The sequence below is a fragment of the Pseudanabaena yagii GIHE-NHR1 genome, from assembly GCF_012863495.1.
GTDB lineage: Bacteria > Cyanobacteriota > Cyanobacteriia > Pseudanabaenales > Pseudanabaenaceae > Pseudanabaena > Pseudanabaena yagii.
Genome location: NZ_JAAVJL010000001.1, coordinates 1,364,206 through 1,385,684, shown reverse-complemented (window position 1 = coordinate 1,385,684; position 21,479 = coordinate 1,364,206). Strand labels below are relative to the sequence as shown.

Here is a 21,479-nt window from a genome sequence, read left to right as displayed (position 1 = left end):
TGGGTTTTGAGTGGATATGGCGCGGGCGAAGCACGCGCTATATCCACTCGATGCTTAAGTCCTAGTTTTATCAATCAAGTGCCAAATGTAAAAGTGCCAAACATAACTTAGTAATCAAGATATTTTATAGCCATGCGTAAAAACTTCAGTGCGATCGCAATTACCACATTGTTGTTGGGTTTGCCTGTGCAAACGCTAATTAGCCCAAATGCTCAGGCACAGGTGCAGCAAGACAGTAAAGCTGAAGCGGAGAAATTTTATGAGCAAGGGAATCAGTTGTATAATCAAGGTCAGTATCGTGAAGCGATCGAGTCTTGGCAAAAGGCTCTAAATCTATATCGAGTGCAACAGAATCGAAATTATGAAGGCGATGCACTCAACAATATTGGTAATGCTTACAAAGGTTTAGGGCAAATCCAAAAAGCGGCTGAGTTCTATCAACAAGCTTTAGCGATCAAACAGCAGATCGGTGAACGTAAGGGAGAGGCTCGTGCAGTAATTAGTCTGGGCAATGTTTACAACGATCTTGGACAATATCAAAAAGCAATTGATATGTTTCAACAGGCTCTAGTCCTCAAGAAGCAAGCTAACGATCGCGTGGGAGAGGGGGATTCTCTGATCGGATTGGGCAATGCCTATAAAAATCTTGGCAAGTACCAACAAGCCATTAACTTTTATCAACAAGCCTTCGAGATTTATAAACAAGCCAATAATCGCTATGGACTAGGGCTGGCTCTGAATAATTTGGGCACTGTTTACACTAGTCTGAGTCAGTACCAAAAGGCGATTGAATTTTATCAGCAAGCCTTAGATATTAGAAAGGAACTTAACGATCGCTATGGTGTTGCGCTTGCCCTGAACAATTTGGGGACTTCTTACAACAACTTAGGACAATATCCCAAGGCAATTGAACTCTACCAACAAGCCCTAGATATCTATAAACAAATCGGCGATCGCTATGGGATTGCCCTTGCGCTCAATAATTTAGGTGCGGGATATGGCAACATTAGCCAGTACCAAAAAGCGATTGATTTCTATCAACAGGCTTTAGAGATCAAAAAGCAAATTGGAGATCGCAATGGGATAGCGCTAGCGCTCAATAATTTGGGCATTACCTACAGCAGTTTAGGACAATATCAAAAGGCTATTGATTTTGCTCAGCAAGCCTTAGAAATTAGGAAGGAAATTGGCGATCGCGCTGGTGTCGGCAGTTCACTCAGCACTTTAGGCGATGCTCATAGCAGATTGGGGCAGTACCAAAAAGCGATTGAGTTTTTCCAGCAATCCTTGGACATTCGGAAGCAAATCGGCGATCGCTATGGAGAAGCCGCCGCACTCTATGGTCTAGGTGGTGCTTACTACAGGCTAGGACAATACCAAAAAGCGATCGCGGTTTTCCAGCAAACCTTAGAGATTAGACAACAAATTGGCGATCGCTATGGTGAATCAGGCGCTCTCGATGAATTAGGCTATGTCTATAGTCTTTTAGGGCAATCTCAAAAAGCCCTTGATTTCTACCAACAAGCTTTAGCGATTAGTAAGCAAATCGGTGATCGCAGTGGTGAAGCAGGTTTTCTCAGTGATGTTGGTACGGTCTACAACAAGATCGGTCAGTACCAAAAAGCGATCGAGTTTTTCCAGCAATCCTTAGATCTTAAAAGACAAATTGGGGCGCGTAATGGCGAAGGCGTGGCACTCCTAAATTTGGGGCTTGCCTACAATAATCTTGGACAGTATCAAAAAGGCATTGAGTATTACCAACAAGCCTTGGAAATTAACAAACAACTAGGTGATCTCAATGGTTTAGGACTTGCCCTCAATAATTTGGGCACTGCCTACAACAATATGAAGCAGTACCAAAAAGCGATCGGGTATTACCAGCAATCCCTAGAACTCGCCCGTCAAACTGGTGAACGTGAGAGTGAAGGCAGGACACTTTCCAATCTTGGTTTAGCTTTTAGCAGGCTCAATAAAGACGAACTCGCTATTCTCTACTACAAACAATCCATCAATATTAGAGAATCTATTCGTAAAGATCTGCGTGGGCTGAGTACAGAGGAACAAAAATCCTATCTGTCCACAGTCGAATATACCTATCGCAATCTTGCGGATCTGCTGCTAAAACAAAACCGTAGTCTCGAAGCCCAACAGGTGCTCGACTTACTCAAAGTGCAAGAACTGAGTAGCTATCTCAATAATGTACAGGGCAATACTCAAACCCAACAAGGTGTTGACCTTCAGCCATCGGAACAGAGCATTATTACGCTTGCGAGTGAACTCAATTCTCTTCAGAAGAAAGATCGTGAAGGTAATATCACGGAAGGAGAACAGAAGCGGCTCACCCAACTCGTGCAGGCTGAACAGTCTCAAAATGAAAAATTTAATTCCTTTCTCAACAGTCCTGAAATCAAAAAACTAACCGATGAAATCCGTCGTACTGAGCAGCAGCAAAATGTGAACCTCGCCAGCTATCGCAAACTCCAACGCGAAGTACTCACACAGTTACCCAGTGCGGTGATGCTTTATCCATTAATTCTCGATGATCGCTTAGAACTAGTATTAGTTTCGGCGAACACTCCGCCCATTCGACGCACAGTTAATCTGAAACGCGAAGAACTGATTCGATTAGTTGCTGATTTTCGTGAGGGACTCAAGGATAAAGGCTCAGAGGATGTCAAAGAACCTGCTCAGAAGTTATATAAAGCAATTATCAAACCCTTTGAAGCAGAACTCAATCAACTAAAAATTGATACGATTATCTACGCTCCTGACGGACAGTTGCGCTATATTCCTCTTTCGGCGCTTTACGATGGTAAGCAATGGCTAATTGAGAAATATCGCATTAACAACATCACTGCCGAATCCCTTACGGGATTTAATCTCAAGCCAATTGCTCCACCCCATGTTTTAGCAGGAGCCTTTGGGGGCAAAGATGGTGACAAACGCTCAGGATTTAATGGTTTACCTGCAACTTTAACGGAAGTCCAAAAGATTGCCGCCCGCTTTGCGAATACGACCACATTACTGGAATCTGATTTTACTAAAACCACGACGGCAACCAAGGCGAATTCCTATACAATTTTGCACCTTGCCACTCACGGATTTCTCTCGACAGAGAAGCCTGAAGATTCCTTTATTCTCTTTGGCAATGGCGATAAAGCTACGATTCGTGATATTCAAGACTGGTCATTAAAGAATGTCGATCTGGTTGTCCTCAGTGCTTGCGAAACTGGTATTGGTAACAAGTTAGGCAATGGAATTGAAATTTTAGGCTTGGGCTATCAAATGCAGTCCGCAGGTGCAAGGGTGGCGATCGCTTCTTTGTGGCAGGTCAGTGATGAAGGGACGCAGGCGCTCATGGATGTATTTTATGGTGAACTCCAAAAAGGAAATGTATCGATCGCCGAAGCCTTGAGAAGAGCGCAAATAGCGCTAATTCGATCCCCACAATATAAACATCCCAACTATTGGTCAGCATTTTTTGCGATCGGTAATGGTTTATAACGCAGTAGTAGAGGGTGAGATGGGTGCTAAGGCTCTTGCGGATAAAAAATGTCCCACCAAAGAAAGGCAGCTAGCTTCGACTCCGCTCAGCTAGCTGAGCGAAGTCGAAGCTAGCGTTGGCTGAGCGGAGTCGAAGCTAACGTTGGCTGAGCGGAGTCGAAGCCATAGGTAATTTAATTAACAGCACTGACCATGCTACTCAAAATGTAAAGTAAAGAGGTTTAGTTAAGACTATGAAAATTAAAAAATGGAAAGTTTGGTTAGGGTTTCTGTTAGGAATGGCGATCGCTTGGTTATGTACCACCTATGCACCCCTTGCAGCTCAGACCCTCTCAGGTTTGTTACCCAAAGAGGCGATCGCACCAACCCAAAGTACATCTCTCAAGGCGATCGCATCTGATCCTGATGGCTTTGTCCCCCCAAAATTAAGTGAGTCTACATCACCAATAGGACGCGATCGGGCGATTATTGGTAAAGATCAGCGCTTACCGATGCTCAGCCGTGAGTATCCTTGGTCTACGGTGGGCAAGATCATCATGATTGGGAAGGATGATAGAGAGTATTCCTGCACGGGCACATTAATTAGCAAAGCGCTAGTGTTGACCAATGCCCATTGTCTGTATGAGAAGGATAAGCTATTTCCTAAGATGTTCTTTTTGCCTAATTTAATCAATGGCAGGCTACGCACACGCAATGATGTGGCGATCGTCAAAAATGTTTGGTCAGGAACCCATAAACCCGATAATGAGCCAGAGAGTGATTGGGCGGTTTTACAGTTGAATAAGCCTTTGGGAGAGAAGTATGGGTTTCTCAAATGGCGATCGGTTCCTCTATCAGTACTTCAACAATATAAGAATCGCATTTCTGTGGCGGGATATTCAGGTGATTATCCTGATCCTAAGGTATATCATGATCTGTCAGCAGGTAAGGGTTATACCGCAGGTGTGCATATGGAATGTAGTGTGTTAGGAGAGAGCGAGGGAATGTTAGTTCATGATTGCGATACGAACCCCGGCGCTTCTGGTTCGGCTTTGATTACAAAGATTGATGGTGCTTATCAGATTGTGGGTCTCCATGCGAGAGGTGGAAAGGATCGGCGTGGTCGTGGGGTTGCGAATTATGCTGTGCGAATTAGTCAGATTGAAGCGGCGTTGAATAAAGAGAATTAACGTTGGTTAAATTTTTTGTAATGCCCACTTGGTTGGGAGAAGATAGCTTTATGCTTTGTAGTGAAAGCTTGCAGATTGTGATGTCACTGTGAGGGTTTTGGTGATGAATAGGTTAATCAGTCTCGCGATCGCGGCTTTGTTGTCTGGTTTACCGATGCCGATCGCGATCGCTGAAAGTGTCCAAACGCAAACAGTGCAAGATCGCAAAGCAGAAGCAGCTCGACTTTTCAAACAAGGCGCTCAGTTATATCGAACCAGTCGCTATCGAGAAGCTATTCAAGTATGGGAATCGGCTTTAGGGATCTATCGAGAGATTAAAAATCGCAATGGGGAAGCAATATCTCTCCGTAGTCTAGGACTTGCATATAGCAGTCTCGGACAGTATCAGAAAGCCATTGACTTATATCAGCAATCCTTAGAAATCGTAAAGCTAATCGGAGATCGCAATAGTGAGGCAATTTTACTCAGTGATCTGGGCAGTTCATACAAGAATATTGGGGATTACCTAAAAGCAATTAGTTTTTATCAACAATCTTTAGCTATCAAAAAGCAAATCAGAGATCCTTTCGATGAACGAGAAATACTAGATAATTTAGGTAATGCATACACATATCTTGGAGAGTACCAAAAAGCAAATGATTTTTATCAGCAATCTTTAGCAATCACAAGGGAAATAAAAGATCGAAGAAGTGAAGGAAGTGTACTTAGTAATATCGGCAGTACTTACAATAGTCTAGGACAGTATGAGAAGGCAATTGATTTTTACCAAAAATCCTTAGACATTGCTAGAGAAGTCGGTGATCGAAGAAGTGAAGGAAGTGCGCTTAGTAATCTTGGTTTTGCATATAATTCTCTTGGGAAGTATCAAAAATCAATTGAGCATCACCAGAAATCTTTAGATATATATAAACAAATTGGGGATAAAAATGGTGAAGGGCAATCACTGAATAGTCTTGGTAATGTATATGAAGCAATAGGTCAATATCAAAAAGCAATCGATTTTTATCAGCAATCTTTAGTTATTAAAAAACAAATCGGGGATAAAAATGGTGAAGGCAATTCACTAAATAACCTTGGAAATGTTTACAATGTTCTTGAAAATTACTCAAAAGCAATTGAATATTTTGAGCAGTCTTTGCTGATATTCAGAAATATTGGGAATTCTATAGGCGAATCAGCTTCAATCAATAATCTTGGTAATGCTTATGCTGCCATAGGTAAGCATCTAGAGGCAATTAAATCTTATCAAGCTTCCTTATCTATTGTTAGAAAAAATAATGACAGCACGCAAGAAGGAAAATTACTTAATAATCTAGGTAATGCTCATACTGCAACAGGTCAATATCAGAAAGCAATTGATTATTTTCAGAAATCTCTATCAATTAAAAAGAGAATAGGAGATCGTGCTGGCGAAGGAAAATCTTTCAGTAATCTTGGGGAATTGTTTGTAAAATTAAACCAGCCTGAACTTGCTATTCTCTTTTACAAACAATCCGTCAATGTGCGCGAAACCATCCGCAAAGATATCATTGGACTAACAAAAGAAGAAAAGAAATCTTACCTCTCTACAATTGAAAAAGACTATCGTGCTCTTGCCGATCTCCTTCTCAAACAAGACCGCATCCTCGAAGCCCAACAAGTCCTTGATTTACTCAAAGTCCAAGAACTCAGCAACTACCTCCGCACCGTGCGCGGCAACAACCAAACCTCTCAAGGAGTCGATCTCCAACGCCCCGAACAAAACATCATCGCCTATGCAAACGAACTCAATCAACTGCAACAAAAAGACCGCGAAGGTAAACTGAACGAAACCGAACAGCAACGCCTTTCCCAACTCGTCCAATCCGAACGCGACCAGAATAAACAATTTAACGCCTTTCTTGACAGTCCCCAAATCAAAAAACTAATCACCGAACTTCGCCGCAACGAAGACAATCAAAATGTTGATATTGCCAAATATCGCAGATTACAAAAAGATCTCCTATCACAATTCCCTAATGCTGTCCTCCTATATCCCCTCATTCTTGATGATCGCCTAGAGCTAGTCATCCTCAACGCCAACACCTCACCCCTGCGCCGCACCGTCAACATCAAACGCGAACAACTGAATCAACTAATCATCGATTTACGCGCAGAACTGCAAGACTCAGGCTCAGAAGATGTTAAGCAAACCTCTCAGAAACTCTATAGCATCCTAATAAAGCCTTTTGAAAATGAACTCAGTCAACTCAAAATCAACACGATCATCTATGCTCCCGATGGGATACTGCGTTATATTCCCCTTGCTGCTCTCTATGATGGCAAACAATGGCTAGTCGAGAAATACCGTGTAAATAACATCACCGCCGAGTCATTAACTGCTTTTAATAGCAAAGCGATCGCCAATCCCCGTATTTTTGCTGGCGCATTTGGTGGTAAAGGAGGTGAAATCCGTTCAGGCTTTAGCGGCTTACCTGCTTCAATTCCCGAAGTTCAGAAAATTACTAGCCTATTTCCCAACACCACCAGTCTGATCGAAAAGGACTTTACCAAGAAAGTGACAGCAGATAGAGCAAATTCCCATACGATTTTGCACCTTGCTACCCACGGTGAATTATTAGTTGGCACACCTGAAGATTCATTTATTGTGTTTGGTAATGGGGAAAAAGTAACGATTGGTGAGCTGAAAGATTGGGATTTAAAGAATGTCGATCTTGTGGTACTGAGTGCATGTCAGTCGGGACTAGGTAGCAAATTGGGTACTGGCATTGAGGTTTTGGGTTTAGGTTATCAGATGCAAGCCGCAGGGGCGCGAGTGGCGATCGCATCTCTCTGGACAGTCGATGATGCTGGCACACAAGCTTTGATGGATGCTTTTTATACAGAACTCAAAAAAGGTAATCTCTCGGTAGTAGAAGCTCTCAGTCGTGCTCAGATCTCTTTGATTAAGTCAGATAAATATAACCATCCCCGTTTCTGGTCAGCATTCTTTGCGATCGGTAATGGGTTATAGGTTTTTGATTGGCTCAGTTTTTAAGACATCAGCAGCTATAAACCCAAAATAGAGTTACGGCAACTCTATAGTTATAAAATGGACTATGACCAACGCTGTAACCAACCATTCCATGTTCACCTTCGCACTGCCCAAAGGCTCACTATTAAAAGACTCCATTCGCTTACTCCAAGGCGTAGGACTCGACTTTAGTGGGTTTCTTGATCCTACCAATCGTCAACTACAAATTTTAGATCCCACAGGAACTGCTAGAGCCTTACTGGTCAGAGCGCAGGATGTCCCTGTATATGTGGAATATGGACAAGCCCAAGCAGGCATCGTCGGTGAAGATGTCTTACGGGAAAAAACGCCAAAGGTTGCCAAATTATTAGACTTAGGATTCGGTGGCTGTCGGATGTCGATCGCAGTTTCAGGAGAGAGCCGCTACCGATCACCCCTAGACCTGCCGCCCCATAGCCGCATTGCCTCAAAATATGTCGGTTGCGCTCGCGAATACTTTGACAGCATCGATTTACCAGTTGAGATTATTCCCCTCTATGGCTCCGTTGAGCTAGGTCCAATCACAGGCATGGCTGAAGCGATCGTCGATTTAGTTTCTACGGGTAAAACTTTAAAGGATAACGGACTGATTGAAATTGAAGTGTTGTATCACAGTACCGCGAGACTGATTGCCCATCCCTTGAGTTATCGCTTATATAGCGATCGCTTTAGCGAGTTAATGGAAAAGATGCAAATTAAGGCATAAAGAAAGGGGCGCTTAGCGCCCCTTTCTTTATGCTTGGAGTTTCTTCGATTCAACTACGAGAGAATCGATTAATGGCTGGAGAATCAATTCCATTGCCATGCCCATCTTGCCACCGGGGACAACCAAGGTGGTATGACGAGACATGAAGGAATCATGGATCATATCTAGCAAATAACGGAAGTCAATTTGGAACTTCTCGCGGAAGCAGCGATTAGTATGGATAATTACAAAGCTTTCATCAAGGGTGGGAATGTCGCGACAGATGAAAGGATTGGAAGTATCAACGGTAGGAACGCGCTGGAAGTTGATGTGAGTATTGGAGAACTGAGGCGCAATGTAATTTACATAGTCGGGCATACGACGCAAAATTGTATCGACGATCGCTTCAGCACTGTAGCCACGTTCAGCATTATCACGATGGATTTTTTGAATCCATTCCAAGTTCACAATGGGAACAACACCCACTAACAAATCAACATACTGAGCAAGGTTAATATCTTCGGCGACTACACCACCATGCAAACCTTCGTAAAACAGCACATCGGTATTAGCTTCGATGCTTTCCCAAGGGGTAAATTCACCAGGTTGATTGCTCGTACCTAAGCGACCATTGTGATACTCGGCTTCTTCAGGGCTGTGCAGATAGTAACGTCTTTGACCACCACCAGTTTGACCATATTCCTGAAACAAAGCTTCGAGCTTATCTAGCAAATTGGCATTCAATCCAAAGTGGCTGAGACTACGACCTTCCGCCGCAGCTTGTTTCATGGCTTCGCGCATTTCTAAGCGGTTGTATTTGTGGTAGCTATCACCTTCAATAACTGCCGCTTGAATATTTTCTAAACGAAAAATATGTTCAAAAGCTCGCTTAACGGTGCTAGTACCAGCACCCGATGAACCTGTTACCGCAATAACTGGATGTTTTTTAGACAAATTTTTTCTCCTTAAATTTATATATAAACCTTTTTTCCCTTATGGGGTAAGGTAAGACGAAATTATTTAGAGATTGTGGAGATTACCAGAGGCACGTCAGCCAAAGGTGCAAATCTCTTAAACCATTTAGAATTACTATACCTTTGTATATAGCGCCAACGAAAGCAAAATTTGCGAACATGATTTCGGCTACATCTAAATTACAGCAAAAATTCGCTGAACCTTTAACTATTGGCAATGTCACCCTCAAAAGTCGGGTGCTGCAATCGCCATTGTCAGGGGTGACAGATTTGGTATTTCGGCGATTAGTGCGGCGCTATGCCCCAGACTCGATGCTCTACACCGAGATGATCAGCGCCACAGATCTGCACCATATGAAAGCTTTGCCTAAGCTCATGGAGATCGATCGCCATGAAACCCCGATCAGTATCCAGTTATTTGATTGTCGTCCCGACTTTTTGGCAGAGGCAGCCCAAAAAGCTGTATTAGAGGGAGCCGATACTGTAGACATTAATATGGGTTGCCCTGTGAATAAAATTACGAAAAAGGGTGGCGGCTCATCGTTATTGCGACAGCCTGAACTGGCGGCGCAAATTGTGCGATCGGTGGTCGAGGCGATCGATATTCCTGTCACCGTCAAAACGCGCATCGGCTGGGATGATGCCGAAATTACGATCTTAGATTTTGCGAAACGCATGGAGGATGCGGGGGCAAAGATGATCACTGTCCATGCCAGAACGCGATCGCAAGGCTATACGGGTAATGCTAAGTGGGAATGGATTTGTAAGGTGAAAGAGGTGCTGACGATTCCTGTGATTGCCAATGGGGATATTTTTTCGGTAGAAAATGCGATCGCCTGTTTAGAGCAAACGGGCGCGGATGGGGTGATGTGTTCGCGGGGAACCTTGGGCTATCCCTTTTTAGTGGGGCAGGTCGATCATTTTTTAAAAACAGGTGAACGTTTGCCTGACCCTTCGCCGATTGAATGTTTGCAAGTCGCCAAGGAGCATTTGCAAGGACTCTGGGACTACAAAGGCATTCGTGGCATTAGGCAATCACGAAAACATATGACTTGGTACGCGAGGGGCTTTACGGGAGCCGCAGTATTACGCGATCGCCTTTGTCGGATTGAGTCATTGCAAGATGGTATGGACTGTCTAGATGGGGCGATCGAGGAGTTGCAGGTAGAGGTGAAACCACTTGATAGATAAGGCGATAGCCGCCGCTTTTTCCTATGGGGATATCACTGTTTTTAGCTCGAACTTTAAAAATGGTGAAGTCTAGCCCAGAAATTTGCTCGCCGATAAGATGTCCATTTTGTAGCTGTTCGATTGCTGGCTGGATATCAGATTGAATTTTTCGATAACGTTTGGTTAGGGGTTTTAATCGGCGAATGAAGGGTAATGTAAAGCGAACTTCGATCATAGAGTTATGCCGTAGCGTCTTCCCAAAGTTGTGATATGGGGAAGGTTTGTCCTGCTGCTGCAAGTCTGACGGATTCTTGTAAGTCAGCTAATATTTGTTCTTTGGGTTCTTGTTCATCAATCCAAGCTAATCCACTAATATTATCGGTGTTTAAGGAATGGATTATCTGTTGCCAGAGTTCTAAGGGGACAAGGACATCGGTTGTTTTACCTTCTGCGTTGGTGACGTAACGAATAAGGTTTTCAATTTGGGCGATCGTCATAGCTTTAATTCTCCTGTTAAGATTTTCGGTGGAAGCTTATTTTGGTGGGAACTTACATTTGACGGAAATCTCAAAGTTGCTTTCGGCTGAGGCTTTGGTGAGGATGGGAATACCTGCTTCGCCACTAATTTTTAAACCGAATTTGAGATTGACTTCTTCAACTTGGGCATCACCGAGATTTTTGAATGCGCCGATCGCATATTTGGTATAGAAGCGAATAGTTTCATGGATTTCTTGCAAACTTTTGATTGCATCTTCTTTAATTCCGTAAGATTCGCGATCGCTATCTGGCTCTACGGGCTGATCATCTTCGGATTCAGAGATTGCAATCTCAAGAATTTCGCCGTCTTCCTGTTCGATATAAATTTTGTGAGCCATAGCAATTGTTACTACTATTTTGTGAGATTTGCCTGTATTCTAGTTGCACAAGGTCGCGATCGCAATAAAGTCAGTACGTTATGGCTCGATATGGGTTGGTAGTAGGTGCAGCCAAATACAAATCTCCGCTTGGCAATCTCAGCAAGACTGAGAGTGACGCTAAGGCGGTGAATGATCTACTGAAGCAGCATGGTGATTTTGAAGATATTCAGGTGTTGACGGGGGAGGTGACGGCGAAGCAGATTGAAGATGCGTTGAAACGGTTGTTGCTGGAACAGGCGGATCGCAATGAGGCTCTGATCTATTTCTCTGGTCATGCGGTGGTAGTGAAGGGGAACTTTGGCAAAAAGCGTGGCTATTTGGCGCTGTCGAATACGGGGCTAAAAACTAGCAATGGTGAAATTACGGGAATTGAGAATGGTATTGCTTTAGACGATCTGAGTGGGTTGATCGGTGAGGCGAAGTTGAGTAATTTGGTAGTGTTGCTGGATTGTTGTCATAGTGAGACTTTGCTGGAAGAGAGTCAGGGATTTTTGCAACGGGCGATCATTAGTCAGGCTTTTGCAGAATTGAAGCAGGATTATTTTTTGGTGTCGGCTTGTCGGAAGTTTGAAGAAGCCTATGCGATGAGAAGTGAGAGTTACAGTATTTTTACGGGGGCGATGTTGCGTGGATTGGCGAGAAATAGGGCGAACGAACGCGGAATAGTTTATGCAGCTACAATGTTTGACTATGTGTTTGATCAGTTGCGCGGTACGGGACAAGAGGCTGTGAGTTTCGGCTATGGTCGAGCGCTGCGAGTTGTTGATTATCGTTCAATGCCAATTGTTACTCCACAAAATGAAACGTACGAACAAGCGGGAAATAGTGCTTCTCAGTATAATTTTTATGGATCTGTGGGGCAGCTAGTCACTGGTAACCTTACTGTGCAGGGCGACAATATCGGTACACAAAACAATCACAAGCCAAAACCTTTACCCCAATCAAATAGCGCTTCAAATTTCAGACAGCAAATACGTCAGAAACAGATCGAATCTCTAAGTCAGGAGATCGAGATAATTCATCAGCAATGGGAATCAACACTTGATGAAGTACAGAGATTGAAACTTGAGCGTCAATTGGCGCAAAAACTAGCGAAACTGGAGGAAATTGAGAATGGCTAGTCTTCAAAAAGAAATCCTCAATCGACAAATTAGTGCTCTCCAAAAAGAGGCTGAGCCGCTCCAAGCACAATGGGAAACAACTCTTGATGAAGGTCAAAGAGTTAAACTTGAGCGTCAATTGCAGCAAAAACTCAAAAAAATCCAAGAAATAGAAAATCAGTTACAAAAAATTGAAAATAATGAGACATCCGTAATACATGAGAATAAATATGAAACTTGTCCCTATGTGGGATTGAATGCCTTTGATGAGTCAACGGCGCAATGGTTCTTTGGGAGAGAGACGGCTTTTAAGCGGTTGATGTCAAAAATTGAACAGAGTCCGTTTGTATTTGTGGTGGGGGTGTCGGGGAGTGGTAAGTCATCGCTGGTGAAGGCGAAATTAATTCCTGAGATGAAGCGGCGTGGTCATCGAATTTTGTTGATGAAGCCTTGGTCAAATCCAATTCAAAGGTTAAAGGATGTTTTTGCGGAGATATTGGAAGAGACTGGGACAGATGTTATTGAATTTGAGCAGCGCATTGATACTGAGGGATTGTTAGCGGCGATCGCGGATCTGCCAAAACCGATCCTGTTAGTGATCGATCAGTTTGAGGAAGTGTTTACGGTCTGCTCACAGATTGCTGAGCGGCGCAAATTTATCCAGATGTTGGTGGATGTGGCGCAAACGCAAACTGCGGATTTTGTGGTTGTGGCGACGATGAGAATTGATTTTTTGGCGGACTGTACCTATGCCAATCTGGATGCGATCGTGAATGAGCAGATGGTGGTGATTTCGGGGATGAGTGAGGATGAGCTAAGGGATGCCATTGCTAAGCCTGCGGAAACTCAGGGCTATCAACTCAGTGATGGTTTGTTGGATGCGATCTTGCAGGATATCGAGGCGGAGCCGAATTGTTTGCCGCTTTTGGAGTTTGCGTTGCAGGAGCTTTGGGAAAATAGAAATCGCCAGCAACGTCGCTTGAGCCTTGAGGGATATCGGCAAATGAAGCGACTGAAGGGGGCGCTCAATCGTCATGCAGATCATCTCTATGAGAAACTGTCGGCAAGTGGTCAGAAGTGGATACGGCGGATCTTTTTGAAGTTAGTGCGGACGGGGAATGATGCGAAGGATACGCGGCAACGGGAGCGGCGACAAGCGATCTTGGACTTGGCGGGGGATGATGGGAATGCGCGTAAGGAAATTGAGCGGATTTTGAAGTCCCTTGAGGGCAAGAGTGGGCGCTTGCTGGTGGCGAGTGAGGAAAATGGGGTGGCGATCGTGGATCTGGCGCATGAGGCGCTGATGGATGGTTGGCAAAGGTTTGCGGAATGGCGGTTAGAAGATCGGGATTTGCGGCGGCTGGGCGATCGGGTGAAGGATGCCTTTGATGAATGGGAGCGGGCGTTGGATAAGGATAAGTTTTTGTTGTCCGAAGGTGTCGTTGCTCAAATTGAGGAAGTGGAAATGGCGATTAATGATTACCTCACACTTGAACAACAGAAATTTGTGCAGCGAAATCGTTATAAATATAAACCTTGGCTCGATCCTGCAAATTTGCCTGAAATGGTGGATATTCCTAGTGGTACGTTCTGGATGGGTTCGCCTGAAGGGAAAGGGGAGAACGATGAGAAACCCTATCACCAAGTCACAGTCAAAGCCTTTTGGATGGGTAAATATCCCGTCACACAGGCGCAATGGCGGACGGTGGCGATGACTCCCAAGGTTGAGATTGATTTGAGCTTAAATCCTTCCTATCATCGTGGTGAGAATAAACCTGTGGAGCAGGTGAATTGGTACGAAGCTCAAGAGTTTTGTGCGCGGCTATCGAAACTAACGGGAGAGAACTATCGTTTGCCCAGTGAGGCGGAATGGGAATATGCCTGTCGTGCAGGGGCAAGTGAATATTCTGAATACTGCTTTGGGGATGATGCAAGCCAGTTAGATGACTATGGCTGGTATGGCAACAATAGCGGCGATCGCGCGATCGATACTGATCAGATTTGGAAAGATGTGAATCAAAATCCTAATCGATATATTGAACGAATAAGGCAAAATAACTGCGGTACACATCTTGTAGGACTGAAGCCAGCTAATGCTTGGGGACTTTACGATATGCATGGCAATGTTTGGGAATGGTGTGCCGATGATTGGCATGACGATTATGAGGGAGCGCCATTTGACTCACAAATTTGGACAAAAGGTATTAAGAATTATAAAGAGAGCGGCGAAACAAAAAAGCTGCTTCGCGGTGGTTCGTGGTACGCCTATGCTCAGAATTGTCGGTCTGCGTGTCGCCTCAACATCTTTGCGCGTGTTCGGAGCTACTTCCTCGGTTTTCGGGTTGTGTGCGTTTTGCGGTGAGGACTCCCTTCTTTGTTCTTTTGCCTCAGCCCTTTGAACTTCTTCGTATTTATCTGCCCTTCTTTGATTAATTCCTTCGCCGTTAGGCGATCAAATTTTTTTCAAAAATCCACCAATGAAAATTGGGGATTGTTCGGTCAAAAATTATTTGCGGTTTGCATAGAAGGGACGAGCACGGGGGCATCGCCCCTACGGGTGAAATCATAAAATTTATTTTCATTCCATTTTATTTACCATTTAAACCAAAAATGGGTAGGGGCGATGCCCCCGTGCTCGCCCCGTTTTCGCCGATCACGACCATTTTTTTATACGGTGATGGATTTGCAATGTGGGAAAAAATTGCGACCAATTTTGACTAATGATAATTATGCGATCGCGAAATCTATTAATGAAATTGGGGATTTTGCGGTCAAAAATTATTTGTGGTTCGCATAAAAGGGGCGAGCACGGGGGCATCGCCCCTACAGGTGAAATCATAAAATTTATTTCCATCCCATTCCATTTATCATTTAAAAATAAAAATGGGTAGGGGCGATGCCCCCGTGCTCGCCCCGTTGTCGCAGATCACGACAATTTTTTTATACGGAGATGAATTTGCAATGTGGGGAAAATTTGTGATCTATTTTGACCAATGATAATTATGCGATCGCGAAATCTATTAATGAAATTGGGGATTTTGCGGTCAAAAATTATTTGTGGTTCGCATAGAAGGGGCGAGCACGGGGGCATCGCCCCTACGGGTGCAATGATAAAATTTAATTCGCATTCCATTTACCATTGAAAAATAAAAATGGGTAGGGGCGATGCCCCCGTGCTCGCCCCGTTGTCGCAGATCACCAAAAATTCCCAAATGCGGAGAAAAATTGCGCCATGCCATACAATCTAGACATCCATCATCGTCGTTCCATTCGTCTCAAAGGATACGACTATTCACAGGCAGGCGCATATTTCATCACCATTTGCATCAACCATCGCCAACCTCTGTTAGGCGCGATCGCAGATGGCATCATGCACCCAAACCCTGCGGGAACAATGGTACAAACAATTTGGGAAGCAATGCCATTCCATTACCCAAACATAGAATTAGATGCCTTTGTGTTAATGCCCAATCACATACATGGCATTATTGTTCTGAACTCAGCACAAATAGAACCTGTGATGATATTAGGAGAAATTATTCATCGGTTCAAATCCTTCACAACCGCAAAATATCGTTATGGCGTTCAGCAGGAACAATGGCAACCATTTATCGGCAGACTATGGCAACGGAACTATTATGAACATATTATCCGCAGTCAAGAAAGCTGCGATCGCCTACGCCAATACATCGCCAACAATCCCCTATCATGGGAATCTGATCGCCTTCACCTCGCAAACCATGCTTAATCTAAAACAGATAAAATAAGGCAAGGATTCTTTGTCTACAAAGAAAGAATTTTATGTTTTAAGTTACACCCAAAATAATCACCTTTAATAAGTTTCTGGATTGATACCCAGATGGTTATAGTCGCTATAAACTATTTATCAATTTATCGACTAGTTGATAGCGAAGTAGCCCTAAAATTTGTAACTCTGCAAATCTAGGCATATAAAATACTGCTAATCTAACTAAACCTATCCCCAAGCATCATGCAACTACTTAGCCGCCGTAATATCCGCCTGTTTGCCATCATCTTTTTTATAACAGTGCTGATTTCTGGGCTGGGCTGGTTTGTATTTTTGCGCCCTGAAGTCACCAGTTTAAACAAACCTGCCCAGATCGCAGGATCGAGCCTCCAAAATATTACCCTTACCGAATTTGATGCGGATGGGAAACTGCTGTGGGAAATAACTTCTAAACAAGCAGACTATCGCCAAGATCGCAAAATTGCTGACGTGCAAGATGTAAAAGGGAAGTTTTATCGCAATGGCGAACCGCTAATGGAAGCAACGGGTGACAAGGGGACAATCGATCAAGTTTCTAAGGAGATTTCCCTAGAAGGCAATATTAAAGCGATCGCTGTGCAAGAAAAAATTGATATGGTCGCCGATCGCATGGTTTGGAAATCAGAGGAGGATTTACTAAAAGCTACAGGCAATATCAAGATTAACAAACCTGACGACAAAATCAAAATGACTGGCAAGGAACTCACCGCTAAGCCTAGTACCAATGTCTATAGTCTCGAAAAAAATGTCATTGTGACTGCCATTGAGCCACCGCTAGAGATGAAAAGTGAGAAGGTAACTTGGGATGCCAAGCGCGATCGCGTCTTTACTGAAGCGCCTATTTCCGTCATTCAAGTTAAGGACAAAATGCAACTATTGGCGAACAAGGGAGATTGGAATATTCAGAAGAAAGAAGTTACCTTTACGGGTGATATCAAAGCTAAAGATCCGAAATTAGATATCGATATTGAAGCAGCACAGGCAATTTGGAATCTAGAGAAGAAACTGGTCACTCTGCCTGTTGCTTTCAAAGGGTCTAGCAAAAGTCGTGGCATCGTCGTTAATGCCCAAAAGGGAGAAGCACAGCTACAGGAGGAACGCATTAAACTCACAGGACAGGTAGCCGCCAGTTTTAGCTCGACTCAAGGGGTTGTGAATGCCGATCAGGTGGAATGGATAATTCCTACGAAAACGATTACGGCGGATGGCAATATCAGCTATCGTCAAACCGAAAAAAATCTCAATGTTCAAGGCGATCGCGCTGTGGCAAATCTAGAACAGCAGACAGTGACAGTTACTGGGGCAAATGTGCTTTCGACATTAAATCCGTAAATTCAAAGTCTGAATTCACAAATAATCTAGATAATATTGAGTATTATGCTGGAATGCAGATTATAAACTATACTTATTGCAAGGCTATAGGTGGTATTGCCGTTTGTAGCCTTTCAAGCTATTAACTCGAGTTCCCATTAATTCAATAGAATTATAGTCAGGCTTTGTCAAATTAATATCATTAAATATTTAGTTGTAGGTGGGGCGGCTAAATATTTTTGATAATTTTTATAGAGGCTTAACATAGCAACGCTGAAGTGCTTTTGATTTGAGGGGAGCTTTTTCGTTGTTTGGAACATCGCCTATTAAGTTTGTTATTATCGCCATCTTGCTATACAGCAGCTAAGTCCATGTCTGATCACTTTAATGCTTTTCCTTGGTGCGAGAATATTTTATCCAAAATAGCGATCGCTGTACCAGCATCTATTTATAGTTTTGCTGAGCGGGTCGATGGATCTATAGCATTTACCTACATTAGCCCTTATGTCCAAGAAATACATGAGGTAACGGTAGAAGCGGTAATGGCAAATGCCAATCTGATTTTTGAACAGATTCACCCCGATGACTCAGCTAGCTATATCGCGGCAGTGGAAACTAGCAAGGTCAATCTACAACCATTCCGCCATGAATTTCGGATTATTACTCCCTCTGGCAAGCTGAAATGGATACAGGCAAACTCTCGTCCCGAAAGATTACCGAATCAGGCGACGGTTTGGTATGGAATGGCTTTGGATATAACTACTCAAAAAGAATCTGAATTGGCTCTAGCAAGGGTGAATGATGAGTTGCGAGAGCAATCGATAAAGCTAAAACAAGCTCAACAAGAAACGGAGAATGCTCAACAGGAATTGCTCAAATTAGGGGAAACTGCTCTGCAATTGACTGAAAATATTCCCGTCGGTACTTATGTGATGAAAGTGAAAACCGATGGCTCGCCACAATTTACCTTTATCAGCGATCGCTGGCTCAAAATGGCTGATTTGCGTCGCGAGGACGTAATTGCTGATCCCTATATAGCTTTTAGGTGTGTACATCCTGATGAATATGATGCATTTATAGCCTTAAATCTAGAAGTAATTGAAAAAGGATTACCTTTTTATTGGGAAGGGCGAGTCATTGTTAATGGCGAGATCCGATGGTACAGTGCCGAATCTAATCCTCGTGTATTGTCGGATGGCAGCTATGCTTGGGAAGGTGTGATGATCGATATTAGCGATCGCATTAAAACGGAGCAACGCCTAATTCAAATCAACAATGAGCTAGAGCAACAGATTTCTCTACGAACGATAGAACTAAAGGAACGGGAAGCAAATTATCTAGCACTTAGGGAAAGTGAAGAGAAGTTCCATCTGTCGTTTGACAATGCCAATATCGGTATGTGTCTAGTCGATCTGCAAGGAAATCTCTTACAGGTCAATCCGACAATGTGCCAAATATTTGGCTATAGTCAAGATGAGCTAATTGGGATGAACGTTGCGACACTAGCACTTCCCGAAGATGATCAGGTTAGTTCAAAATTTATTCAAGGTGCGGTTAATGAACACAGAGATAGCAATGTATTTGAAAAACGCTATCGTCATCGACAGGGACATATAATTTATGGTGAGATATCATCATCACTGGTGCGAGATGCGAATGGAAATCCCCTATATTTCATTTCCCATGTGCAGGATATTACCGATCGCAAAATGCATGAACGTGAACTTCAGAAAGCCCATGATGTGATCGCCCAAAGCAATATTGAGCTAGAAGAACGGGTTTCTCAAAGGACAGCAGATCTACAGGCAAAGGAAACTGCTCTCAGGAAGAGTGAGCGGATATTCCGTAGTTATTTTGAACAATCGCTTATCGGTATGGCAATGACCTCTCCGAGTAAGGGATGGCTCAATGTTAATGACAAACTCTGTGAAATCTTAGGATATTCCTTTGCGGAACTACAGGAATTAACTTGGGATGAAATGACTTATCTCGATGATTTAGCCATGGACTTAGAGCAGTTTAATCGAGTATTAAATGGTGAAAGTGAAGGCTATGAAATTGATAAACGCTTTATTCATAAAAACGGACAAATCATTTATACCAGTCTTTCTGTTCAAGTCCATCGTAAATCTGATGGGCTTGTAGATTTTTTTGTAGTGTTGCTTCAAGATATTAGCGATCGCAAAAAAACAGAATTCGCTTTGCAAGAAAGCCAAGACTTTCTCCAAAAAGTTATTGATGCTTCACCGCACATTATCTATATTTACGACATCCAAGAGCAGCGTAATATTTATGTAAACCGAGAGATTGAAACGATTTTGGGCTATACCTCAGCCGAAGTTCAGGCAATGGGTTCAGCATTCTTTGCTACGTTAATGCATCCCGATGATCTGCAAAATATTCCTGCGGAGTATGAGCGCTTACGAAAGGCAGTAGATGGCGAAATCTATGATTACGAATACCGCATGAGGAATGTCCAAGGTGAATGGCGTTGGCTGCATAGTCGTCATTCCGTATTTAGTCGAGATGCCGCAGGAAACGTTAAATACAACATTGGCTCAGCTCAAGATATTACTGAACGCAAACTGGCTGAGCAAGAAAATCAACGACTCAAGGAGCGGTTAGAATTTATTCTATCCTCCAATCCTGCGGTCATTTTTACCTGTACTGCTGATAGCAAAAATACGGTCACTTTCATTAGTGATAATGTCCAAGCTGTGATGGGTTATAGTGCTGCCGAGATTCTCACAAATCCCAACTTTTGGTCTGAGCATCTCCATCCTGAAGATATTGCTCACGCAATAGATGGAATCTGCAAACTATTTGAACGGGGATACCACATTAGTGAATATCGTTCTTTGCATCGAGATGGCGATTATCGCTGGCTCAGGAATGAAATGCGGATAGTGCGCGATGCTCAAGGTAATCCCTTAGAAATTGTTGGTTTCTTTACCGATATTGGCGATCGCAAAAAAGCTGAAGAGAAACTTCAACAAATCTATGAAAAGCTGCTTCAGGCAACTCGCCTCAAGGATGAGTTTTTGGCATCCATGAGTCATGAACTCCGCACCCCTCTTAATGCCATTCTTGGGATGACTGAAAGTCTTCAAGAGGAGATCTATGGTTCAATCAATGAGCGACAGACGAAAGCACTCCAAACCGTTGAACGTAGTAGTATGCATTTACTCGAATTAATTAACGACATTCTGGATGTTGCTAAAATAGAAGCAGGACAAATGAAATTGGATCTAACTGCTATTTCTATTCCTTCTCTTTGTGAAGCAAGTCTTGGCTTTGTGCGTCAGCAAGCGCTCAAAAAAAATATTCAAATCCACACTATTCTATCGCTGCAACTGCCGCAGATCCACTTGGATGAACGCCGCATTAGGCAAGCCCTAATCAATCTCCTCAATAATGCCGTTAAGTTTACCCTCGAAGGTGGGCAAGTGACCCTAGAGGTAATTTATCCTGCGCCTACAGCTAACTTAGATAGTACTTATCTCAGATTAGCAGTACGAGATACAGGAATTGGTATACCTCCTGAATCGATCTCGCAGTTATTTCAGCATTTTATCCAGATTGATAGTGCTTTAAATCGGAAGTATGAAGGAACGGGGCTAGGATTGGCACTGGTGAAACAAATTGTGGAATTACATGGCGGCGAAGTTGGGGTTACTAGTGAGGTAGGAGTTGGCAGTTGTTTTTATATTGATTTACCTTGCCAGCATTTAAGTAGCTCAACTTAATTAAAACCCAAAACTAGAGTTTGCTTCGTCCGCCTAGCGGGCGGAACAAACTTCTCGATTTTTAGTTTACTGAGATCTTGCACCA

At 43.3% G+C, this 21,479-nt stretch carries 13 protein-coding genes and 1 pseudogene; 10 read left to right on the top strand and 4 right to left on the bottom strand.

The window, feature by feature from the left end; genetic code table 11:
- The first annotated feature begins 132 nt into the window (after window positions 1-132).
- From HC246_RS06530 to hisG, 4 genes are all read left to right on the top strand, one after another.
- Window positions 133-3,504 carry a CHAT domain-containing protein gene (locus HC246_RS06530; RefSeq protein WP_169362675.1) on the top strand — a complete coding sequence of 1,124 codons (3,372 nt, stop codon included), beginning with the start codon at window positions 133-135 and terminating at the stop codon, window positions 3,502-3,504.
- Between the two features lie 233 nt (window positions 3,505-3,737).
- Window positions 3,738-4,673: a trypsin-like serine peptidase gene (locus tag HC246_RS06525; RefSeq protein ID WP_169362674.1), complete on the top strand. Its 936-nt coding sequence runs from the start codon at window positions 3,738-3,740 to the stop codon at window positions 4,671-4,673.
- Between the two features lie 103 nt (window positions 4,674-4,776).
- Entirely contained in the window at window positions 4,777-7,665 is a 2,889-nt protein-coding gene (locus tag HC246_RS06520; RefSeq protein WP_169362673.1) for a CHAT domain-containing protein, read from the top strand.
- A 112-nt stretch (window positions 7,666-7,777) separates the two neighbouring features.
- A complete protein-coding gene (hisG, locus tag HC246_RS06515; protein WP_169364508.1) occupies window positions 7,778-8,410 on the top strand; it encodes an ATP phosphoribosyltransferase in 633 nt (210 codons plus the stop codon).
- A gap of 27 nt (window positions 8,411-8,437) precedes the next feature.
- Here the strand turns inward: hisG and HC246_RS06510 are convergent, their stop codons facing one another.
- Window positions 8,438-9,343, bottom strand: a complete 906-nt coding sequence (locus HC246_RS06510; protein WP_169362672.1) for a phosphoribulokinase — start codon at window positions 9,341-9,343, stop codon at window positions 8,438-8,440.
- A 179-nt stretch (window positions 9,344-9,522) separates the two neighbouring features.
- On the opposite strand from HC246_RS06510, the gene dusB reads away from it, so the two are divergent.
- Entirely contained in the window at window positions 9,523-10,554 is a 1,032-nt protein-coding gene (dusB, locus tag HC246_RS06505; protein WP_169362671.1) for a tRNA dihydrouridine synthase DusB, read from the top strand.
- Here the strand turns inward: dusB and HC246_RS26865 are convergent.
- The 3 genes and pseudogenes from HC246_RS26865 to HC246_RS06490 all read right to left on the bottom strand — a co-directional run.
- A pseudogene (locus HC246_RS26865) lies at window positions 10,532-10,768 on the bottom strand (type II toxin-antitoxin system RelE family toxin); the annotation flags it as partial. The gene dusB and the pseudogene HC246_RS26865 sit on opposite strands and share 23 nt — an antisense overlap.
- Before the next feature lie 4 nt (window positions 10,769-10,772).
- Entirely contained in the window at window positions 10,773-11,030 is a 258-nt protein-coding gene (locus tag HC246_RS06495; RefSeq protein ID WP_169362670.1) for a hypothetical protein, read from the bottom strand.
- A 36-nt stretch (window positions 11,031-11,066) separates the two neighbouring features.
- Window positions 11,067-11,408 carry a CU044_2847 family protein gene (locus HC246_RS06490; protein ID WP_211167640.1) on the bottom strand — a complete coding sequence of 114 codons (342 nt, stop codon included), beginning with the start codon at window positions 11,406-11,408 and terminating at the stop codon, window positions 11,067-11,069.
- Window positions 11,409-11,488: 80 nt separating this feature from the next.
- On the opposite strand from HC246_RS06490, the gene HC246_RS06485 reads away from it, so the two are divergent.
- The 5 genes from HC246_RS06485 (at window position 11,489) to HC246_RS06465 (ending at window position 21,394) form a co-directional block, all read left to right on the top strand.
- Window positions 11,489-12,571: a caspase family protein gene (locus tag HC246_RS06485; RefSeq protein WP_169362669.1), complete on the top strand. Its 1,083-nt coding sequence runs from the start codon at window positions 11,489-11,491 to the stop codon at window positions 12,569-12,571.
- Window positions 12,564-14,912, top strand: coding sequence for an nSTAND1 domain-containing NTPase (locus HC246_RS06480; RefSeq protein WP_169362668.1), 2,349 nt, complete (start codon window positions 12,564-12,566; stop codon window positions 14,910-14,912). The genes HC246_RS06485 and HC246_RS06480 overlap by 8 nt, the downstream gene beginning before the upstream one ends.
- 870 nt (window positions 14,913-15,782) lie before the next feature.
- On the top strand, window positions 15,783-16,298 hold the full coding sequence (locus tag HC246_RS06475; RefSeq protein ID WP_169362667.1) for a transposase: 516 nt from the start codon (window positions 15,783-15,785) through the stop codon (window positions 16,296-16,298).
- A 243-nt stretch (window positions 16,299-16,541) separates the two neighbouring features.
- Window positions 16,542-17,669 (top strand): LPS export ABC transporter periplasmic protein LptC, encoded by a 1,128-nt coding sequence (gene lptC, locus HC246_RS06470; RefSeq protein WP_169362666.1) that lies wholly within the window; start codon window positions 16,542-16,544, stop codon window positions 17,667-17,669.
- A 350-nt stretch (window positions 17,670-18,019) separates the two neighbouring features.
- Window positions 18,020-21,394 (top strand): PAS domain-containing protein, encoded by a 3,375-nt coding sequence (locus tag HC246_RS06465; RefSeq protein ID WP_169362665.1) that lies wholly within the window; start codon window positions 18,020-18,022, stop codon window positions 21,392-21,394.
- The last annotated feature ends 85 nt before the right edge of the window (window positions 21,395-21,479 follow it).

Bases quoted from the DNA above. Each gene is read 5' to 3' on its own strand.
- HC246_RS06530 (WP_169362675.1), top strand. From the start codon at position 133: ATGCGTAAAAACTTCAGTGCGATCGCAATTACCACATTGTTGTTGGGT.
- HC246_RS06525 (WP_169362674.1), top strand. From the start codon at position 3,738: ATGAAAATTAAAAAATGGAAAGTTTGGTTAGGGTTTCTGTTAGGAATG.
- HC246_RS06520 (WP_169362673.1), top strand. From the start codon at position 4,777: ATGAATAGGTTAATCAGTCTCGCGATCGCGGCTTTGTTGTCTGGTTTA.
- hisG (WP_169364508.1), top strand. From the start codon at position 7,778: ATGTTCACCTTCGCACTGCCCAAAGGCTCACTATTAAAAGACTCCATT.
- dusB (WP_169362671.1), top strand. From the start codon at position 9,523: ATGATTTCGGCTACATCTAAATTACAGCAAAAATTCGCTGAACCTTTA.
- HC246_RS06495 (WP_169362670.1), bottom strand. From the start codon at position 11,030: ATGACGATCGCCCAAATTGAAAACCTTATTCGTTACGTCACCAACGCA.
- HC246_RS06490 (WP_211167640.1), bottom strand. From the start codon at position 11,408: ATGGCTCACAAAATTTATATCGAACAGGAAGACGGCGAAATTCTTGAG.
- HC246_RS06485 (WP_169362669.1), top strand. From the start codon at position 11,489: ATGGCTCGATATGGGTTGGTAGTAGGTGCAGCCAAATACAAATCTCCG.
- HC246_RS06480 (WP_169362668.1), top strand. From the start codon at position 12,564: ATGGCTAGTCTTCAAAAAGAAATCCTCAATCGACAAATTAGTGCTCTC.
- HC246_RS06475 (WP_169362667.1), top strand. From the start codon at position 15,783: ATGCCATACAATCTAGACATCCATCATCGTCGTTCCATTCGTCTCAAA.
- lptC (WP_169362666.1), top strand. From the start codon at position 16,542: ATGCAACTACTTAGCCGCCGTAATATCCGCCTGTTTGCCATCATCTTT.
- HC246_RS06465 (WP_169362665.1), top strand. From the start codon at position 18,020: ATGTCTGATCACTTTAATGCTTTTCCTTGGTGCGAGAATATTTTATCC.